The organism is Kitasatospora gansuensis (assembly GCF_014203705.1).
Lineage (GTDB): Bacteria > Actinomycetota > Actinomycetes > Streptomycetales > Streptomycetaceae > Kitasatospora > Kitasatospora gansuensis.
The window spans coordinates 1,640,973-1,658,477 of sequence record NZ_JACHJR010000001.1 but is presented as its reverse complement, the minus strand read 5'-3'; the positions used below and the strand labels follow the sequence as shown (position 1 = coordinate 1,658,477).

Genomic DNA, 17,505 nt, shown 5'->3' with positions numbered 1-17,505 from the left:
CGCGTATCAGCCGGATAACCCCGCTGTCACACCACCACGGGGCCCGGCAGGGCTTCGTCCGGCGCAGGTGGCCCGGGAGTTGGCGCTCGTGGCGGGGTGGGTGGAAGTCTGGGCCGGTGGACCACATGATCACTGCCGCCCTGCGGCGCGCGGCCGAGCACCAGCGCCGGTTCGACGCCCGCTTCGCGGCGTACTTCGACACCCTGACCGACCCTGCGGGCGGAGCCCTCGACGGGCCGCAGCACGGAAGGTTTCCCGCGCGTGCGCTCGACCTGCTGCGCGACATGTCGCTGCGCGGCGGCAAGCGCCTCCGCGTCACGGTCCTCCACGAGGCCGCCGCGCTGGTCACCGACCAACCGGTGCCGGGTCTGGAGGAAGCCGCCATCAGCATCGAACTGCTGCAGACCCACGGCCTGATCCACGACGACATCATCGACGGCTCGGCCGTGCGCCGTGGCGCACCGTCAGTGCCGTACGCCTACCGCGACGAGTACCCGGACCGGCCCGACACCGCCCTGGGCCTGGCCGTCCTCGCGGGTGACCTGGCCGCCTTCCTGTCGCTGCGGGTCCTGCTCACCTCCGACCTGCCACCCGGCCGCGCCGCGGCCATGGCCGCCGAGCAGGCCGACGTCGGCGCCACCACCGTCATCGGCCAGTTCCTCGACCTGGAACGCGACTTCGGCCCTGTCCCCGACCTCGACTTCCTGCACGCGGTCACCGAGTTCAAGACCACCCGCTACTCCATCCTGGCCCCGCTGCGCCTCGGGCTGCTCGCCGCGGACGTCGACCCGGCACCGTACGACCGCGAACTGCGCCGCTACGCCACCGCGTTGGGGATCGCCAACATGCTCCGCGACGACTGGCTCGACCTGTTCGGCGACCCTGCCGTGGTCGGCAAGTCCCTCGGCTCCGACCTCCGTTCCGGCCGCCGCAGCTACGCCGTCCGCGCCTTGCTGGCCGCCGACACCGACGGGTCCGAGCGCAAGGTCCTGGACGCGGCCCTGGGCGACCCGCAGTGCGACGACGACACGCTCGACCGCGTGCGCGCCATCGCGCGGCGGCACGGCGTCGACCGCTCGGTGCAGGCCGACGCCGACCGCTACGCGCGTGAGGCGTCCACCGTCGCAGGCGCCTGGCGTACCCGCTGGCGCGCGGACGCCGTGACCTTCTTCGAGCACATGCCGGCCTGGACCGCGGCCCGCGACCACTGACTCCCGCCGTGGAGGCGTTACGGCGGTGATACGGCGGTCATGAACAGTGATCATGAAACATTTCCGGCGTCGAAGGAAGGAACGTCATGCGCGTCAAGAAGCTCATAGCGGCGGCCGCGGTGGCCGGCAGCGTCCTGGCCACCGGTCTGGCCACGGGCGCACCCGCGTCGGCCGCACCCGCCCCGGCCTACGACTGCACCACCGGCCAGGTGTGCCTGTACTACAACTCCAGCAGCTACGGGTACGGCGCCTACTTCATGCAGGAATCGCCGATCGGGAACTACACGGGTTCCTACTTCAAGGCCGGCAAGAACGGCAGCAGCGGCGCCGGCGTCGAGGTGAAGAACCACGCGGCGGCGGTGGACAGTTGGATGGACCTCTACTTCGTCGTCTACTACAACAGCAACTACGACTGCCGCGTCGCGTGCCAGACCATCGCTCCGTACACCACCGTGGACCTGAACGCGTCGCTGAAGAACAACAACGCGTCGGGCTCGGCGTGATGACCCTGAGCTGACGCCGCCCAAGCGTTCGCGTCGGTCTCCGTCCTGGCACCCGGACGGAGACCGACGCGGTTCACCTGCTCGTCCAGCCCGTCCCGCCGATCCAGAAGAAGACATCCCCGTGCCCAGTCTCCCGCGCCGCTCTGCCGCCTTTCTGATCGTCCTGCCGCTTCTCCTGGCCGGCTGTGCGGGCACCGCGGCCCCGAGCTCCGGCAGCGACCGGCGGGGCGGGCCGGAGGCGCCGCCGCCGGTGTCCGCGATACCGACGCTCGAGTCGGCGAACGACCAGCCGCTGCCGCTCGACGCCTATCTGCTGAACCCGGATCAGGTGTCCACGTCCACCAGGGCGCAACAGGAGCTCATGTCCCGCTGCATGCAGGGCTTCGGGCTGATCTACGCACCGCCGGCCTCGTCCGAACCCCACCGGGACAGCGATGCCCCCACCACCCGGGTGGACGGCCGCTACGGGAGCCAGAGCGCCGTGTTGATGGCGAAGTGGGGCTACCACTCGGAGGGTGGCCTCCCGGCACCTGCGGCCGGGTCGGCCGCAGGCGGCCGGCCGACCTCACCGGAGATGGTCGTCGTCGAGCGGGGTACCTCCGACCCGAAGCAGAGATTCGGTCCCGGCGGGCAGGTCGTCAACGGCCGGACGGTGCCGGAGCACGGCTGCATCGGCGAGGTGAGGAAGCAGTTGACCGGCGCGGTGGACGGCTGGATGGGCGATGCGCAGATCGCCATCGACATCAAGTTCACGACGTTGCGCAAGTCCCAGGAGGACGAGCGGACCAGGTCGGTGTTCGCCAAGTGGTCGCAGTGCATGAAGGACAGCGGCCACGACTACCCGGATCCGCTGGCGGCGATCGGCGACCCGGAGTGGCGGAACGCGCCGCTGCCCTCGCAGCGGGAGCTGCAGGTGGCGACGGCGGACGCGGCGTGCCGGACGAAGCACAACGTGGTGGGTGTCTGGTACGCGGTCGACTTCGCCTACCAGGAGCAGGCGATCAAGGACAACGCCGCGGCCATGGCGAAGGCGAAGGCGAGCGTCGAGGCTCAAGTGGCCGCGGCGAAGCGGGTGTTGATCGCGTGACGGCCCGGGCGACCCGCGGCCCTCGGCCCGCCACCTGATCAGTGGCCGAGACGTTCGATCACCTCATGGGTGAGGCCGACCTTGCGCTTCTGGAAGGAGCTCAGCCTGTTCAGGGCTGCGGACTTCTCCTCGATCATGCGCGTCTGGATCTCCGCCTCGACCGCACCCCAGGTCTTCAGCAGATCCGTCTCGGTCTTGCAGTCCATGTCCGTCAGAGCCACGGCCTTCTCCTGCTGCGTCGGCTCGGGGGTGTCGAACGCCCGATCGCCCACGGAGGCAAGGGGGTTCTGGTACCGGTAGCCGTGGCGTTCCATGCAGGTCGACCACGCGCGGAAGACCTGTCCGAGCGTCGTGTCCTCCAGGGAGCGCTTGAAGCTCTCCGTGTCGATGACCGACGCGGCGGCGATGTCGGACTCAGGGCGAGGTCCGCCGTCCAGCCTGGCCTCGGCAGCCCCGTAGCAGCCGCCGGGTGGAATCGGGCGGCCGTCGGGACTCGTCGACTGCGGGTCTCCCGCACGAGTCGCTCCGAACAGGATCGCTTCCTGCGCCTCGGTGGGCCGCTTGGGGACGTCTGTCCCGCCGGCCGGGGGAGGGAGGTGGTACCCGTGGTCGCGGGCGACCTCGCGGTCCGATATTCCGTAGCGCCTGGAGGATTCGGCAGCCAGCGGCGGGTGCTCCGGAATGCGGTAGTCGAGACCGAACCCTCCCAGGCACTCGTTGGCCAGGAGGACCTTGGCCCGATCAACCGCGCGGGATTCCTCGGCGGTGAGAGCGAACCTCTCGATGGGCATGGAAACCCGGCCCGAGGGCGCTGCCGAAGGTGCTGGCGAATGCGCTGCCGAGGTGCGAACGTCCGCGCCCTGACTGCCGGGCTCACCGCCGGTGCGGCCCCCGTCGCTTGCCGAACAGGAGGCCGTCGCCATGAGCGCGGCCGCGACCATCACAAGAGCGCGTGATGCCCCGGTCGGCAATCCCTGTCTTCCCACAGTCATCCACCTCTCCACAAGGAATATGGCGGCCGCGTGGGAACGCGGCCGCCACGAATTCACGACTCAACTCAACCGAAGTTGACGCAGCCCTGGTTGATCGGAACGTTCCGGAAGTACACCGAGGCGTTCTCGTTGTACGTGTTCGAGAGCTGCCAGGCGGACGGGTACTCGGTGTGGTGGAACTTGTCGCAGGGGCCGGCGTAGCCGCTGTTGAAGTAAACCGTCACGCTGGCGTCGATACCCCAGACCCGGGCCTTCGCCGAGGCCGCGTTGTTCTTCAGGCTCTGCCCCTGCCCGGCGCCGCCGCTCTGGAAGGTGTAACCGGCCAGGTCGCGGATGCCCTCGCCGCCGGTGGGGGTGTCGGAGTGAATCACCGTGTGCGAGCCGCCGTAGCCGGTGTTGAAGTAGAGGACCACGCACTGGGCGTCACAGTCCTCGACGCCGTACGAGCCGGTCGAGATCGACGCGCTCGCCGGAGAGGCGGTGGCGAGGGCGCCGACAACGGCTGACATCGCTATCGACGCAGTGACAAGTGCCTTACGGGCAAAGAGCATTGAATCCCTCATGTTCTTGATTATTTTCGGGTGGCCCAGGCGTACCGTCGCCGGTCAGCCGCAGTGGACGTTGATCTGCTGGGCGTACACGCTCCCGATCTCGCCGCCCCAGTCGATGCACTTGCCCGACGCGTACAGGTACACGGGACCGGCGAAGGTGCTGTACTGACCCGGGTCGTACTGTCGGGTCCAGTCCAGCCCGGTCAGTTGCACCGCGGCGTTCATGTACATGTAGGTGCCCGGATTGTTGCGTATGGTCACCACACAGTTCTGAGTGGTCGCGCTGTTGTACGTCAGATACACGGTGCCGAGGGTCGTGATCGACATCGAGTCGATCACGTTGTAGCCGGCTCCGCATTTGCCGTTGTAGGACGCGGCGTGAGCTGCTGTCGGCACGGCCAGGGTGGTGACGGCCACAGCTGCGGCCATCGCCCCGGCGCGAGTGGCGACTCGCTTGAAGCTCTCCTTCATGATTCCTCCGCGTAGTCGGGTCGATTGCCGACCGGTTTCGGTGGACCTGTCGACCCTGTGTTTCATGATCATGATCGTATGAGAGCTCGGCGGGTCCATGGCGGCGCTTTTTCGCCAATTGCACAAGCGGTCGAGGCATTTGACTCGCATGTGTAGAGAGCATGTGGAAAACAGTCGGATCTCGCACCGACTGCTGCTGGGGAATGGGAAAAGGCCCTGCCCCTCGGTCACTTCGACCTCAAGCATGATGTGGATCACTGTCGGACGGGCGGCTGGTGTTCGCCCCTTGGTGCCGTGATTCCGGCATTCAGGTCAAACGGCATTGCGACGCCGTCCCCGAATGGCGGGAAATCGACACGACCGGGCGGCTTGAATCGGCCCGTTGTGTCCCCGGCCATCCAGCCCCTGGCCAGGCACTTCGCGCGCGACCGCACAGGCTGACAATGTGCCGGCGCGCCACTTCCTCGCATGGCCGAGAACAGCAACTCGGGATCCGGGCGGCGGACTTCACGCAGGCTTCGAAAGGTGAGTACCGTCCCCGCAAACGAGTCGTGCCCCCGCCGAGTTCAGGCGGGGGCACGACCGGATGGGGCGAGGTGCTGTCAGCAGTGAGCCGCGCTGGTGGCCACACTGGCGTACGCCGACGAGTCGGACGGGTTCGCGATGTATCCGAGGACGCGGACGCAGCGAGAGGCGGTGCCCGTCACCGCGACGGGGCCGGCGTACCAGCTGTAGTACCCGCGGTCGATGCGGCTGTCGCCAACGTCGCACATGGACCCCTGGGCGCTGCCCGCGACGCACTTGACGACGACGACATTCATGTCCTTGGAGACGCCGGAGCCGAAGTAAGTGTCGATGGTGACAGCGCAGTTGGTGCCGCCGTCGGCGGTGCTGTAGTAGAGGTTCACCTGGCCGTACTTGGTGCCGCCGCTGGTCCGGACGTCGTAGGTGTCGACGAGGCTGCCTCCGCAGCCGTAGGTGCCGGCGCTGGCCGCGGGGGCAAAGGTGAAGCCGCTGATGATCAGGGCGAGTGCGGCGGTGAGTACGGATATGGCCTTGCGCATGACTGTCTCCCAGGATCGTTCGGCAATGTCGATCTTGATGCTGGGTGAACGTACCGATGCTTGCGTGCACATGGCAATCGGCTAAACCGTCTCGAACCATGGCCTTTTGACGCATGGTCACAAGACCCGCACACGGCGAGCGGGGTCAGGGGGCGCAAGCTCGCCGTCGGTCGACGGAGGCGGCAAGCCCTCGACGTGCCCCTCGGTGTCGGTGCTTCGGGGTCACAGCCAGTCCTTCCGCGCGGCTTCGGCCCCTGCCTGGAAGCGGCTTTCGGCGCCCAGACGGTTCATCAGGTCTTGCATCATCCGACGCACTGTCCGCAGGGACAGGCCCAGCTTGCGGCTGGCGGACTGGTCCGTGTGGCCATGGCCCAGCAGCTGCAGCAGAGCGCGCTCGGACCCGGTGAGGTCCTGATCGTCACGGGGGGCGGGCTGACCGAAGTCGGCTCCGCTGCGCCACAGTTCATCGAAGAGTGCGCACAGGGGCTGGATGAGGGCCTCGCCGTGCAGTTCCAGTGCGCCGCGGCGGCCGTCACTGGGGTCGGTCGGGACCAGGGCGATGCTGCGGTCGACGATGACCAGTCGTATCGGCAGTAACGGCACGGTGCGCGTCAAACCGCCCAGATCGGCCAACCACCGGGCATAGCGGAGGGTTTCGGGGTCGTTGCGGAAGCTGTCCTGGAAGATGCTGCGGATGACCACTCCGCGCTCCAGCGCCAGCTGGTTGGGGTGTTTGCCGGCTTGGATGGAATCGGGGCGAACGGCTCCCCCTCGCATCAGGGACAGGCATTCCTGGGTAGCGGTCGCCGCGAGTTCCTCGAGGCGGTCACGGACGGCGTCGAGGGAGTCCAGCCGCACGACCATCTCGTCATCGGGTCGTCGGTCGATGTGCTCGGCGGACAGGGCGGCGATCGCGGTCCGGGTGCTCTCCAGTTGCTGCTGGCGAAGGAGCAGTTGGTTCTGGTTCTGGGCGAGCAGCCTGGTCAGTCCGACCTCCGGGCTGACGGTCCGCAGTGCATGGGAGTCGGTCGCGGGCCGAAGCAGCGTCAGTTCCAGCAGTTCGTCGAGTGCTTCACGTGTCTCTGCTTCCGACAGGTGCAGGTGGGTGGCGATCCGGTCGACCCCCCAGTCCGGCTCGGCCAGCAGGGTCCGGTAGACGTTCTCCGTCAGTGCGCTCAGCCCGAGTGCTTGCAGCACCGCGCCCCCTCTCGATGTCGATGATGATCATCATCGATGCATGGTGGCCGGAGACGCAATGCTTTTCTGTGGACTGAGAATTCATCGCATTTGGGGGTTTTGCGGGTGCAGATGAGGATTGCGGCGAAGTGGTCGGCTTTGCGTTCGCGGCGGTGGTTGAGCCGGCGGTAGCGGTCCGGTTGGGCGACGGTGGCGGTCCGGTTGGGCGGCGGTGCGCTCGATCACCCGGCGGTGCCGACCGAGGCGGTGGGAGGAGTCGATGCGGCAGCGGGCGATGCGGGCCGGGATCTGACGCCGTCTCAGGATGGTGCGGATGAAGCGATGGTCGTAGACCTCGACGCCGTGGAGCCTGCCCGGCCGGCGTCGTCCCTGGCCTTGCCCCACTCGGTGGCCCGCCGGTGTGCGATGTGGTCCAACTGGCCGAAGCGGGACGGTAGTTGGGCCCAGGTCGTGCCGGATACGCCGTCCACTCACTCGGCGCGCCGAAGGAGACGGCCTCTAAATGATCTTGCACCTAGTTGCCAGGCGACTTGGTGCCAGCCCTGTAGTCGTGACACCGCCCTGCGTGGACGGCAAGATCTTTCTCAGCAGCGGAAAGCGCCACAAGAAACCGGGGCGAGTTCCGCGAACCATTCACTTGCACAGCAGTTGGTTACGAAACAGGGGAGAACAGTCGTGGGTCACTCGATACGCGTTGTATGCGCTGCCATGGTCGTGGCGTTCACCGTCGGCCTGGGTGTCACCGTCGTAAGCGACGTCGTCGCAGATCGCTCGGCCGGCCAAGGCACCGTCACCGCCTCGGGTTTCGACTGGGACAGCCCTCGCCCCGCACCACCCGCACAGAGTTGACCGGCTTCCGTGCAGTTGGTCGCGGTGACGCTCATCTGTCCCGATCCGGCGCCATCGCAGCTGACGGCCGAAGCGGTCACCGATCTGATCTGGCTCCACAGCCAACCTGAAGACCGGGTGGAACACATCCGCTCCCGCGTCGACCTCAATCGCTTTCACATCGCCGCCGCGATCATCGCAGCCACTCCGGATGCGGCAATCGCGAACCTGCGCCGCGTCTGCGAACGCGCCCTGCGGCACACGCCGGCCCTGCGCGGCTGGCGCCTCGTCCCGACGTAGGACCTCCACGAACCGAGCCCACGGCTCTCCCGGCCACATGAGCACAGCCGCACCGGGAACTTGAGAACCACTTGCCCGCCTCCGCCCGAACACCCAGGGTCGGCCGGGTATCTGACGCCCGCTCAGAAATCAACGCGCCTGAGACCGCCGGCGCAGCGGGCGTCACCACACATTCTTCCGCCTCATCCGCCGCTGTCCGCGCGCCCTGAGGTCCCTGGCCGGCTGCGTTCGGCGGCCCGAAGGCATCTCCTCAAATCCCTTTCCCTGAAAGAAGGTTGTTCCGCCATGCGTATCCTGACCAAGATCGCCGCCGTCGCTGCCCTTGCCGTTCCGGCGCTCATCGCGGTTCCCGGTACCGCCCAGGCCGCCGCCACGCCCTCCGGTTGTTCCAGCGTCACGCAGATCGGCAGCACCGCCTACCTCAACGTCGGCGGGGAGACGATGGCGTCGGTGAAGCAGTACAAGGGCTGCGGCAAGAACTACTCCTACGTGTACGTGTGGCAGGGTTACCGCTCCGCCCACAGCAGTTGGGACGTGTGCGCGGCCATCGTCACCGGTGGCTCGCACGTTCAGGACCCCCGGTGCGGTCACAACGACGTGGAGATCTGGTCCTTCGGCGCCGACACCCTCTCGGAGTGCACCCAGGCCCTGGGTTGGAACGGGACCGGCCCCATTCCGTACTCCGGCGAGGTCGCCGTCAAGACCGACGTCCGCTGCTGACCCTTCATCCCACGTAGAACGCCGTAACACCGTTTCCCGCAAGGGCAGTTGACGACTCGTCAGCGACAAGTGCGCCTGCGCGGACGCCGCCTTCTCCGCGGCAACGCGGCAACCACGTCACCCACGGCCGCACCCACCAGCGGTGCCGCTGAGCGCTGCCCAGCCGGGCGCCTCCACCAGACCTCTCGCCCGCCAGTGCCCGACACCGGGACCAGGTCAGGGCCGATCCTCCACCGAACCAGTAAGGAACCACCCCATGGCATCCGCCATCAAGACCCGCACCACCGCCACCCGACTGCTCACGGCTGTCGCCGTCCTGAGCGGCCTGGTGCTGAGCGCCGCACAGGCCCAGGCGGCGACCTCGCCGCTCCCCGCCGAGGCGCCGGCGGCCGTCGCCACCGCGCTGCCCGTGGTGAACATGGAAGCCACCGTCCTGGCCGCCCAGATCGATCCCCGCCGCGCCGACAGCACGCAGACCCCGGGGGCCCATGACTCGGTCCTGGCCGTCGAGCAGGCCCTGCAGGCCCGCGGCCTCCTCGACGCCAGCCGGGTGGACGGGTACTTCGGCACCACCACCGTCACCGCCTACGCCGCCTTCCAGCGCTCCCTCGGCTACACCGGCCTGGACGCCAACGGACTGCCCGGTGTCACCTCCCTCACCGCACTCGGGCAGGGCCGGTTCACCCTCACCCGCACGATCGGAGCCGGCGCCAAGGTGCAGCGCGACGGATACACCGTCGACACCCGCACCCAGAACATGCTCACCGAGGCCGAACGCCTCGCCGGCATCCACCTGACCCTGGACCAGGGCTCGTACAACCCGGGCGGCGACCCCACCTCGGCCGGCACCCACGACGGCGGTGGCGTCGTGGACATCAACGTCGACGGCATGTCCAGCACCACCCGCACCGCCGTCGCCAAGGCACTGCGCCAGGTCGGATTCGCCGCCTGGGTCCGCAGCCCCACCCAGGGCAACTGGCCGTGGCACATCCACGCCGCAGCGATCAGCGACACCGACCTGGCCACCCAGGCCCAGAACCAGACCGGTGACTACTACCTCGGCTTCAACGGCCTGGCCAACCACGGCGCCGACGACGGCCCGCGCATCCCCATCCAGACCTGGGAGGAGTACCAGCGCACCCACTGACCGCGCTCGGCTCCACCTCGCACGACCTGACAACCCGTCAATAACACGTTACGAATAGAGACAAGCCTTGAAGAACATACGCACCACGCTCGCCATCGCCGGCACCGCACTGGCCATGGCCGTCCCGCTGGTCGCCAGCACCCCCGCCTTCGCCGCCTCCCGCGACGGCGTCTGCGACTCCGGGGAGTTCTGCCTCTACTACAACAGCGACCAGGGCGGTTCGGTCTCCGACTTCGCCGGCTCCATCAGCGACTACGGGGCCACCCAGCCGAGCTGCTACGAGTTCAAGAGCGGCGGCAGTGGCCAGGGCGTCTGCGTCAAGAACAACGCCGCATCGGTGTGGAACCGCACCGGGAAGACCGTCCGCGTCTACTTCAACAGCGGCTACGCCGGCGCCAGCCAGGACTTCGCCTCCGGTGCCAAGGGCAACCTCAACGCCACGCTGAAGAACAACGAGGCCTCCCACCAGCTCCTCGGCAGCGACGGCGGCGGCAACGAGAGCCCCACCAACGACTTCGACCACGGCACCCGCGGCTTCGCCGCCAACAACTGCACCGCCTTCGCGGCCTTCCGCATCGCCGACCGTCTCGGCGTCCCGAACTTCAGCAACTCCTGGGGCGGCACCACCTGGGGCAACGCCGGCACCTGGGACGACGCCGCCCGCCGCGTCGGCGTCACCGTCAACACCACTCCCACCGTCGGTGCCATCGCCGTCAACGACACCCACAACGTCGGCCACGTCGCCTACGTCAACGCGGTCTACTCCGACGGTTCCTTCGACGTCGAGGAGTACAACTGGAACACCTCCCTCGGCTACGGCACCCGCAGCCACCTCCGGGTCAGCAGCGCGGAGTCCTCCTTCCAGTACATGCTCCACTTCTGAGCAACCACCAGCAGGACACCGGCAAACCCGAACCAAGGGCAGTTCCACAGCCGGGATGATCTTGTGAGTGAGCAGGCCACGGCGGTGTGACCCGCCCGCCGGATCCGCAGAGGTACACAACGAAGCCCCGTCGAACGTAGGCGACCTGGAAAGGTCACCTACCGACGGGGCTTCGACCTGCTCTTGGCGTGCACGGCTCTGACCAGGTACTCAGGGCCGAGCAGGATGAGTAGGCGTACTCAGGTGGCGGTCCCCGGCAGCGTCGAGACTGGGCGCAGGTCGAACGAAGCGGAACGGAACGGTGAATGCCATGGTGCGGCGCTGGTCGAAGCCCGAGATGTGGGTGCCCGGTGGGTACTTGGCACTGGTGGTCGCGATGCTGGTCTACGTCGCGGTCGGCAGCCGGACGGGCGACATCGGGCTCTTCGCAGTGTGGCCGATCCTCGCCACCGCACCGGTCAGCTTCCTGCTGCTGAGCACCTTCGGGCCCGCCGCGGCTGCCCTGGACGAGTCGTCCCCGGTCGCGGGGCCCGGCTACGAAGGCTCGCAGCCGCCCCCCGAGCCGCTGCCCACGGAGTTCATGCCGGAGTCCGCCCCGCGCCCCTCGGACTGGGTGGCACCGGACACGTCCATCGACACCAAGCTCGACATGGGGTCCGAATTCGGCTTCTACGGCGCGGTCCTGGTGAGCGCCCTCGTCAACGCCACGGCGATCTGGGCCCTGCTCCGCTACGTGGTGCGGCGGCGCGACGCGAGGAGCGCGCAGGTCCGTCACGAGCTTGTCGCCAGTGGCGATCGCTTCGCCGGCGGCCGAGGTCGGGCCGGGTCCTGACCTTCCCTCAGGAGGTGCGGGTGCGCCGCCGGCCCGCCGGCCATCCCTTCGACCACCGAGCGGTCCCGGTGCTGCAGACCGTCGGCTGGTACGACAACTGCGCGCCCTGGCAGTGGCGTGACGTCGAGGAACTGTCCGGCCGCCCCGCCTGGGCGATCCGGCCGAACTGCCCCGGGTGCTCACCCTCTTCCTCGCCCCCGGCGCCGACCCGGCCGGGCACGGACAGCTCACCCCGGAGCAGCCCGAGGGAACGACGGCGGCGAGCTGGGTCCACGACCCCCCGCAGCCGGTCCCCTCGGCGGAGCCCAACGCCTTCGCCTACCCCCAGGCCAACCCGCGACTCCAGGACTGGTCGGAGCGCGATGACGTCCTGGTCTTCGACGCCGACCCCGTCACCGCGCCCACCGACAGTGACTTCCCCGAGTTCGTCCTCCACCCCGGCACCGACGAGAACCCCTGGCTGGCAGTCCACACCGAACCCACCGTCCAGACGGTCGTCCTCGGCGGCATCACCGGCGCCCGCCTCACCCTGGCAGCGCTCGGCTAGGGGCTGTTTTGGAAGGTCGTCCGGCGTGATGCCAGGCTCTGTGGATGGGGCGTGGGGATCTGTCGGATGATCAGTGGGCTGTGCTGGAGCCGTTGCTGCCGATGGCCGGGGTGGGTCGTCCGGCGAGGTCGCGCCGCAGGCTGGTCAACGGGATTCGGTGGCGGGTGCGGACGGGAGCTCCGTGGCGGGACGTTCCGCCGGAGTACGGACCCTGGCAGACGATCTATGGCCTGTTCCGCCGCTGGCAGCGTCAGGGCATCTGGCAGCAGATCCTGGCTGGCCTGCAGACGCGGGCCGATGCGGCGGGGCTGATCGTCTGGGAAGTGAACGTCGACTCCACGATCTGCCGAGCCCACCAACACGCCGCTGGCGCCCGGCGGGACGGGGCCGCGCAGAAGGAGCCGCCAGGCGGCGTGGGCAAGGAGCCCGCGGACCACGGACTGGGCCGGTCGCGAGGCGGTTTCACGACCAAGATTCACCTGGCCTGCGAGCAACGGCAGAAGCCGCTGTCCCTCCTCGTCACGGCCGGCCAGCGCGGGGACTCACCGCAGTTCGAAGCGGTGCTCGACGCGATACGCGTGCCCCGGACCGGGCCCGGCCGCCCCCGCACCCTGCCGCTTCGAGTGCGCGGCGACAAGGCGTACTCGTCCAAGGCCAATCGCGCCTACCTGCGCAGACGCGGCATCCTGTGCACCATCCCGGAGCCGGCCGACCAGATCCGTAACCGCAAGCGGCGCGGCGCGAGCGGGGGACGTCCGCCCCACTTCGACCGAGAGGACTACAAGGGCCGCCATGCCGTCGAGTGCGGCATCAACCGGTTGAAGCAGCACCGGGCGGTGGCCACCCGGTTCGACAAACTCGCCGTCCGCTTCGAGGCGGCCGTCCTCGTCGCCGCGATCAACCAGTGGCTGTGAGAACCGATGTGTCGGGCTCGCGTGCCATGCTGGCCGCGAGCCCGGAGCGGGGTGTCGCACAGGGGAGAGACCGGTGGCCGCTGACTACTACTGCGCCGACAGCGAGAACGGCGACCACATCGACGACCCGTCCGAAGACGCCATCTTCATGCTGGTCGACGATCTCAACGACACCGACAACACGTTCGTCGTCATCCAGCCCGACGAGGACGACCCGATCTGGTACCTCTCGGTCGCTGTCCTCGACAAGGGCGGATACGAGATCGTCCGCCGTGACGCGAGCCGTCGCGAACACGACGTGGTCACCGAGACCAGCATCCACACGATCGCGCGCGACCTCATCCTCTGGCTGGCCGCCCGAAGCTTCCCCGGACGGCCAACCAGAGGCACCTTCGACGCCTTCTAAAACACGGCCTAGGAGTTGCTCGCCGAGTACCCGGACGAAGCTGGGGAAGACGGCTTCGATGCGGACACCGCTCGCCCCAACCGTCCCCGCCCGCGACCTCTTGGGCCTCAGCACCGGTATGGGTGCCGGCTCCTCCACTACGAGAACGCCGAACACGACGACGAAGACGAGCAGTCGCTTGCCGTTGAGGCGGAGCAGGCCATTTCAGCGTCAACTATCCATTCTGGCAATTAAGTTGGCGTTATCTCATACTGTCTCGCTTCTCCTGTGACTGACGTAGGCTCACCTGCTAGATCGTCCCAGTTTGCCGAGGTCAGCTCAGCCGTGCGGATTCCGCGCTCATCGGCGTGGCCCCAAAGTGGTCCCAGGGATCGCGAGCCGTCCGCAGTCACTACCTGCAACGACGTGCCGACGGCGCGGGCGAAGGACGTGCTGGTGGTCGTGTTCGGGTCGTCCTCGTCGTATCCGGAGTCGCTCACCGGTCTCCCCGCCGGCGCAGGACCTCGGACGCCGGGGTGCCAGGTGCGGTGCCGGCTTGGAGGGCGGCGTGGATGCGGTCGCCCTCTGGGTCCCGGTAGAGCTCGGCGCGTAGCCACCAGCGGCGCAGGACACCGCCGATCTCCTCGTCGGTGGCCTCGCCCATCTCCCGGTAGAACTCCATCCGCTGCGCCGGGGGCAGCGCGACGGCGACGCCGTCCTGGGTGCGGGGGATCGGCTGGGCGTCGTGGTGGTGGCCGTGCAAGGGTGCGGCGCTCACCATGCCTCCGGAGCTCTGGTGCGGGCAGGTCCGGGACCAGTCTCCCTCACTGGGGAGTGTCTGTGCGACGCTTCGGCCCACGATTCGGGTGGTGCTTCGCAACCCGGCTCTCGGCGCCCGAGCCCGCGGGCATCTGCGCTGCTTATGGTGTCTCGGTGGATGTGGGCTCGGCGTCCGGTTCGATCAGGGGCAGAAGGCTCTGTGCCGCCCAGTCGGGAAGGGCGAGTGCAGTGGTGCGGGGCAGGTGTACGTCGAGCAGGAGGAGTCGCTCCTGGAAGACGGCCTGTGTCAGCCAGGCGAAGGTGTCGTCGTCCAACATGTCGGGGTGGCCGGCGGCGGCGTCGGTGAAGTGCCCCGCGTCTGTGAAGACCTCCGGGACGGAGGCGGGGAGGGGGCCGTCGTCCGCAGCGTGGGCGACGGCGCGGCGGGTTATGGTCTCGAACCAGCCGGATCCCCACCACTCGCCGACCGACTCCGTGCGAGAGCCGTGCATGGAGAGCAGGCGCACGGTGACCTCCGGGCCGAGGTCCTCGTCTACCTGTTGCCACAGGTCGATCTGACGGTCGATGGGTGCGCGGATCGGCTCCCAGCCTTCTCCGAAGATGTCGCCCAGAGTTTGGCCATCCGCAAGCCGGCGAGTAGGGGCGGTGAGGGCGAGGCGTACGGCAGGCCAGTCGATCCCCTCGGCGTGCACGTGGGGCAGGACGGCCCTGGTGGCGGCGATGTTGGTCCGGGCCATCGCGTTTGCTGCGTGCGCAGTCCTGCGATGTCAAGGTCCCCGAAGCAGAAGGTGGCTGCGGGGAGCGAGTCGAGGAGAGTCATGGCGGTGATGGAGACGCTGGACGCCGACGACCGGTCCAACGTCATCTGGGTCGACGTGCTACGCGACCGGGAATTTCAGGGCTACGCCGCCCGACAGCCTATTATCGCTTCCTGGGCCTGCGGACCTGATCCCGGCTCACCAGGTACGGAGACGCGTCACCCGGCCTGCTGCCGAGGCGTACCCGAGGAAACACGTGAGCACCGTACAGTCAATCCCCGTCCCGCAGGTCCTTCATGAGGCCGGTCGCCGACGGACCTTCGCTGTGATCAGCCATCCGGACGCGGGCAAGTCCACGCTCACCGAGGCACTGGCGCTGCACGCGCGGGCGATCACTTCTGCCGGTGCGGTGCACGCCAAGGGTGACCGACGCGGTGTGACCAGCGACTGGATGGAACTGGAACGCGAGCGCGGTATCTCGGTGACCTCGGCCGCATTGCAGTTCGGCTATCGCGGCCACGTGATGAACCTGGTCGACACCCCCGGCCACGCCGACTTCTCCGAGGACACCTACCGGGTGCTGGCCGCCGTCGACTGCGCGATCATGCTGGTCGACGCGGCCAAGGGCCTGGAGGAGCAGACCCGGAAGCTTTTCGCGGTCTGCCGCCATCGCGGCGTCCCCGTGATCACCTTCATCAACAAGTGGGACCGGCGCGGCCAGGACGCACTCACCCTGCTCGAGGACATCGAGACGCACCTCGGGATCACCCCCGTCCCGGTCGTCTGGCCGGTGGGCAGCGCGGGCAACCTGCGCGGCCTGGTCGAAGCGGGGAACACCGAGCAGATGCTGCGCTTCACCAAGGTGCCGGCCGGCACGCACGCCGCCCTCGAGGAGCAGCTCACCTCCGAGAAGGCCGCCGAGCAGGAGGGCGAAGCCTGGACGACCGCGCTGGAGGAGCTGGAGCTGGTGCTCTCGTCCGGCCCCGGCTACGACCAGGAGGCCTTCGAGGCCGGCAAGGTCAGCCCGGTCTTCTTCGGCTCCGCGCTGACCAACATCGGTGTGAAGCTCCTGCTGGACGCCGTGGTCGACCTCGCTCCGGCTCCCGGGCCCCGCCCGCTGGCCAAGGGCGGCAGCCGCGAGGTCGGCGAGGAGTTCTCCGGCCTGGTGTTCAAGATCCAGGCGAACATGGACCCGGCCCATCGCGACCGGATCGCCTTCGTCCGGGTCTGCTCCGGCGTCTTCGAGCGCGGCATGCACGTCACCCGGGCGGCCAGCGGCCGCTCGTTCGCCACCAAGTACGCGCACACCGTCTTCGGAGCCGAGCGCACCGTGGTCGACACCGCGTACCCCGGCGATGTGGTCGGCCTGATCAACGCGAGCGCGCTGCGGGTCGGCGACACCCTCTTCACCGGCAAGAAAGCCGAGTATCCCGCGCTGCCCGCCTTCGCCCCCGAGTACTTCGCGGTGGCACGGCCCAAGGACATCAGCCGGTCCAAGCAGTTCCGCAAGGGCATCGCCCAACTCGACGAGGAAGGCGTGATCCAGGTGCTGGTCTCCGACCGGCGTGGCGACCAGGCGCCGGTCATGGCGGCGGTCGGCCCGATGCAGTTCGATGTGATCCTGCACCGGATGGAGCACGAGTTCTCTTCCCCCATCGCTCTCGACCAGCTTTCCTACCGCTTGGCCCGGATCACTGACGCCAACGGCGCTGCCGTCCTGGGCAAATCCCGCCTGATCAACGGCGAGGTGCTCACCCGCCGCTCGGATGACGTGCTGCTGGCCTTGTTCGCCGACAAGTGGCAGCTGAACGCCTTCCAGCGCGCCCAACCCGACGTCCTGCTCCAGCCGCTGATCGCCACGGCGGACTGATCGCCGACCTCTCGGCCCGGCGGCCGCCGTCGACGAGCTGCTGCGCGGCCTGCTCGGGCAGTTGGCCGACTGGCAGCAGTCGATCGGCGAGCTGGGCCGCGCGCTCACCACGGCAACCGAAGGCCGACCGCTACCCGGCTGGGCCCGCCGACGTCGGCCGCACCAAGGACGTCGGGTGGCGCCAGGCCCGCACCGCGCTGCTCGATGCCCTCGCACACCACCACACTTACCTGCCCGCCGCCATCGTCAAGCTCAGCGGTGAGCCGGAGCTCCCAGCTACCCGCAACGGGCGCTGCAGGGGCGCGGTCATCCCAGAGGGCTGCGCGGTCAGCGCCGGCCGCCGCCGATGCGGCGGTCGTCGGCCAGTGCGGTCAGCGGGCCGTATTCGCAGGCAAGCTGGTTCCACGTCAGAACCTCGCCACAGCGGGCCGGGAACTCATTCGGGTTGAACTCGGGCATGGTCCA

General features: G+C 68.6%; 20 protein-coding genes. 12 read left to right on the top strand and 8 right to left on the bottom strand.

Features of this window, described 5'->3' with window-relative positions:
- Positions 1-125: 125 nt before the first annotated feature.
- From F4556_RS07595 to F4556_RS07585, 3 genes are all read left to right on the top strand, one after another.
- On the top strand, positions 126-1,211 hold the full coding sequence (locus F4556_RS07595; protein ID WP_184912755.1) for a polyprenyl synthetase family protein: 1,086 nt from the start codon (positions 126-128) through the stop codon (positions 1,209-1,211).
- A gap of 86 nt (positions 1,212-1,297) precedes the next feature.
- Positions 1,298-1,714: a hypothetical protein gene (locus F4556_RS07590; protein WP_221503549.1), complete on the top strand. Its 417-nt coding sequence runs from the start codon at positions 1,298-1,300 to the stop codon at positions 1,712-1,714.
- A 121-nt stretch (positions 1,715-1,835) separates the two neighbouring features.
- Complete coding sequence (locus F4556_RS07585; RefSeq protein ID WP_184912753.1) at positions 1,836-2,801, top strand: hypothetical protein; 966 nt, start codon at positions 1,836-1,838, stop codon at positions 2,799-2,801.
- 38 nt (positions 2,802-2,839) lie between these two features.
- Here the strand turns inward: F4556_RS07585 and F4556_RS07580 are convergent, their stop codons facing one another.
- From F4556_RS07580 to F4556_RS07560, 5 genes are all read right to left on the bottom strand, one after another.
- Positions 2,840-3,592, bottom strand: coding sequence for a hypothetical protein (locus tag F4556_RS07580; RefSeq protein ID WP_184912751.1), 753 nt, complete (start codon positions 3,590-3,592; stop codon positions 2,840-2,842).
- Positions 3,593-3,858: 266 nt separating this feature from the next.
- Entirely contained in the window at positions 3,859-4,302 is a 444-nt protein-coding gene (locus F4556_RS07575; protein WP_184912750.1) for a peptidase inhibitor family I36 protein, read from the bottom strand.
- Between the two features lie 96 nt (positions 4,303-4,398).
- A complete protein-coding gene (locus F4556_RS07570) occupies positions 4,399-4,815 on the bottom strand; it encodes a spore-associated protein A (protein WP_184912748.1) in 417 nt (138 codons plus the stop codon).
- Between the two features lie 602 nt (positions 4,816-5,417).
- Positions 5,418-5,879, bottom strand: coding sequence for a hypothetical protein (locus tag F4556_RS07565; RefSeq protein WP_184912746.1), 462 nt, complete (start codon positions 5,877-5,879; stop codon positions 5,418-5,420).
- Positions 5,880-6,101: 222 nt separating this feature from the next.
- The gene (locus F4556_RS07560; RefSeq protein WP_184912744.1) at positions 6,102-7,076 is read right to left on the bottom strand and encodes a helix-turn-helix domain-containing protein; all 975 of its coding nucleotides are present in this window, start codon (positions 7,074-7,076) and stop codon (positions 6,102-6,104) included.
- Positions 7,077-7,934: 858 nt separating this feature from the next.
- Between F4556_RS07560 and F4556_RS07555 the strand changes: the two genes are divergently transcribed.
- From F4556_RS07555 to F4556_RS07520, 8 genes are all read left to right on the top strand, one after another.
- Positions 7,935-8,204, top strand: a complete 270-nt coding sequence (locus F4556_RS07555; protein ID WP_184912742.1) for a hypothetical protein — start codon at positions 7,935-7,937, stop codon at positions 8,202-8,204.
- A 285-nt stretch (positions 8,205-8,489) separates the two neighbouring features.
- Positions 8,490-8,924: a hypothetical protein gene (locus F4556_RS07550; protein WP_184912741.1), complete on the top strand. Its 435-nt coding sequence runs from the start codon at positions 8,490-8,492 to the stop codon at positions 8,922-8,924.
- Between the two features lie 256 nt (positions 8,925-9,180).
- Positions 9,181-10,071 (top strand): peptidoglycan-binding protein, encoded by an 891-nt coding sequence (locus tag F4556_RS07545; protein ID WP_246512047.1) that lies wholly within the window; start codon positions 9,181-9,183, stop codon positions 10,069-10,071.
- Between the two features lie 67 nt (positions 10,072-10,138).
- Positions 10,139-10,954 (top strand): CHAP domain-containing protein, encoded by an 816-nt coding sequence (locus F4556_RS07540; RefSeq protein WP_184912739.1) that lies wholly within the window; start codon positions 10,139-10,141, stop codon positions 10,952-10,954.
- A 310-nt stretch (positions 10,955-11,264) separates the two neighbouring features.
- On the top strand, positions 11,265-11,786 hold the full coding sequence (locus tag F4556_RS07535) for an SCO4225 family membrane protein (protein ID WP_184912737.1): 522 nt from the start codon (positions 11,265-11,267) through the stop codon (positions 11,784-11,786).
- Between the two features lie 175 nt (positions 11,787-11,961).
- Entirely contained in the window at positions 11,962-12,333 is a 372-nt protein-coding gene (locus F4556_RS07530; RefSeq protein ID WP_184912735.1) for a hypothetical protein, read from the top strand.
- 44 nt (positions 12,334-12,377) lie between these two features.
- Positions 12,378-13,247: an IS5 family transposase gene (locus tag F4556_RS07525; protein ID WP_184912734.1), complete on the top strand. Its 870-nt coding sequence runs from the start codon at positions 12,378-12,380 to the stop codon at positions 13,245-13,247.
- A gap of 73 nt (positions 13,248-13,320) precedes the next feature.
- Complete coding sequence (locus F4556_RS07520; protein ID WP_184912732.1) at positions 13,321-13,653, top strand: hypothetical protein; 333 nt, start codon at positions 13,321-13,323, stop codon at positions 13,651-13,653.
- Positions 13,654-14,128: 475 nt separating this feature from the next.
- On the opposite strand, the gene F4556_RS07515 is transcribed toward F4556_RS07520, so the two are convergent.
- Complete coding sequence (locus F4556_RS07515) at positions 14,129-14,410, bottom strand: hypothetical protein (RefSeq protein ID WP_184912730.1); 282 nt, start codon at positions 14,408-14,410, stop codon at positions 14,129-14,131.
- A gap of 142 nt (positions 14,411-14,552) precedes the next feature.
- Positions 14,553-15,149 carry a hypothetical protein gene (locus F4556_RS07510; RefSeq protein ID WP_184912728.1) on the bottom strand — a complete coding sequence of 199 codons (597 nt, stop codon included), beginning with the start codon at positions 15,147-15,149 and terminating at the stop codon, positions 14,553-14,555.
- 277 nt (positions 15,150-15,426) lie between these two features.
- Between F4556_RS07510 and F4556_RS07505 the strand changes: the two genes are divergently transcribed.
- Positions 15,427-17,040, top strand: a complete 1,614-nt coding sequence (locus F4556_RS07505) for a peptide chain release factor 3 (protein ID WP_184912726.1) — start codon at positions 15,427-15,429, stop codon at positions 17,038-17,040.
- Positions 17,041-17,367: 327 nt separating this feature from the next.
- Here the strand turns inward: F4556_RS07505 and F4556_RS38995 are convergent, their stop codons facing one another.
- Complete coding sequence (locus F4556_RS38995; protein ID WP_281403639.1) at positions 17,368-17,499, bottom strand: hypothetical protein; 132 nt, start codon at positions 17,497-17,499, stop codon at positions 17,368-17,370.
- Positions 17,500-17,505: the final 6 nt, after the last annotated feature.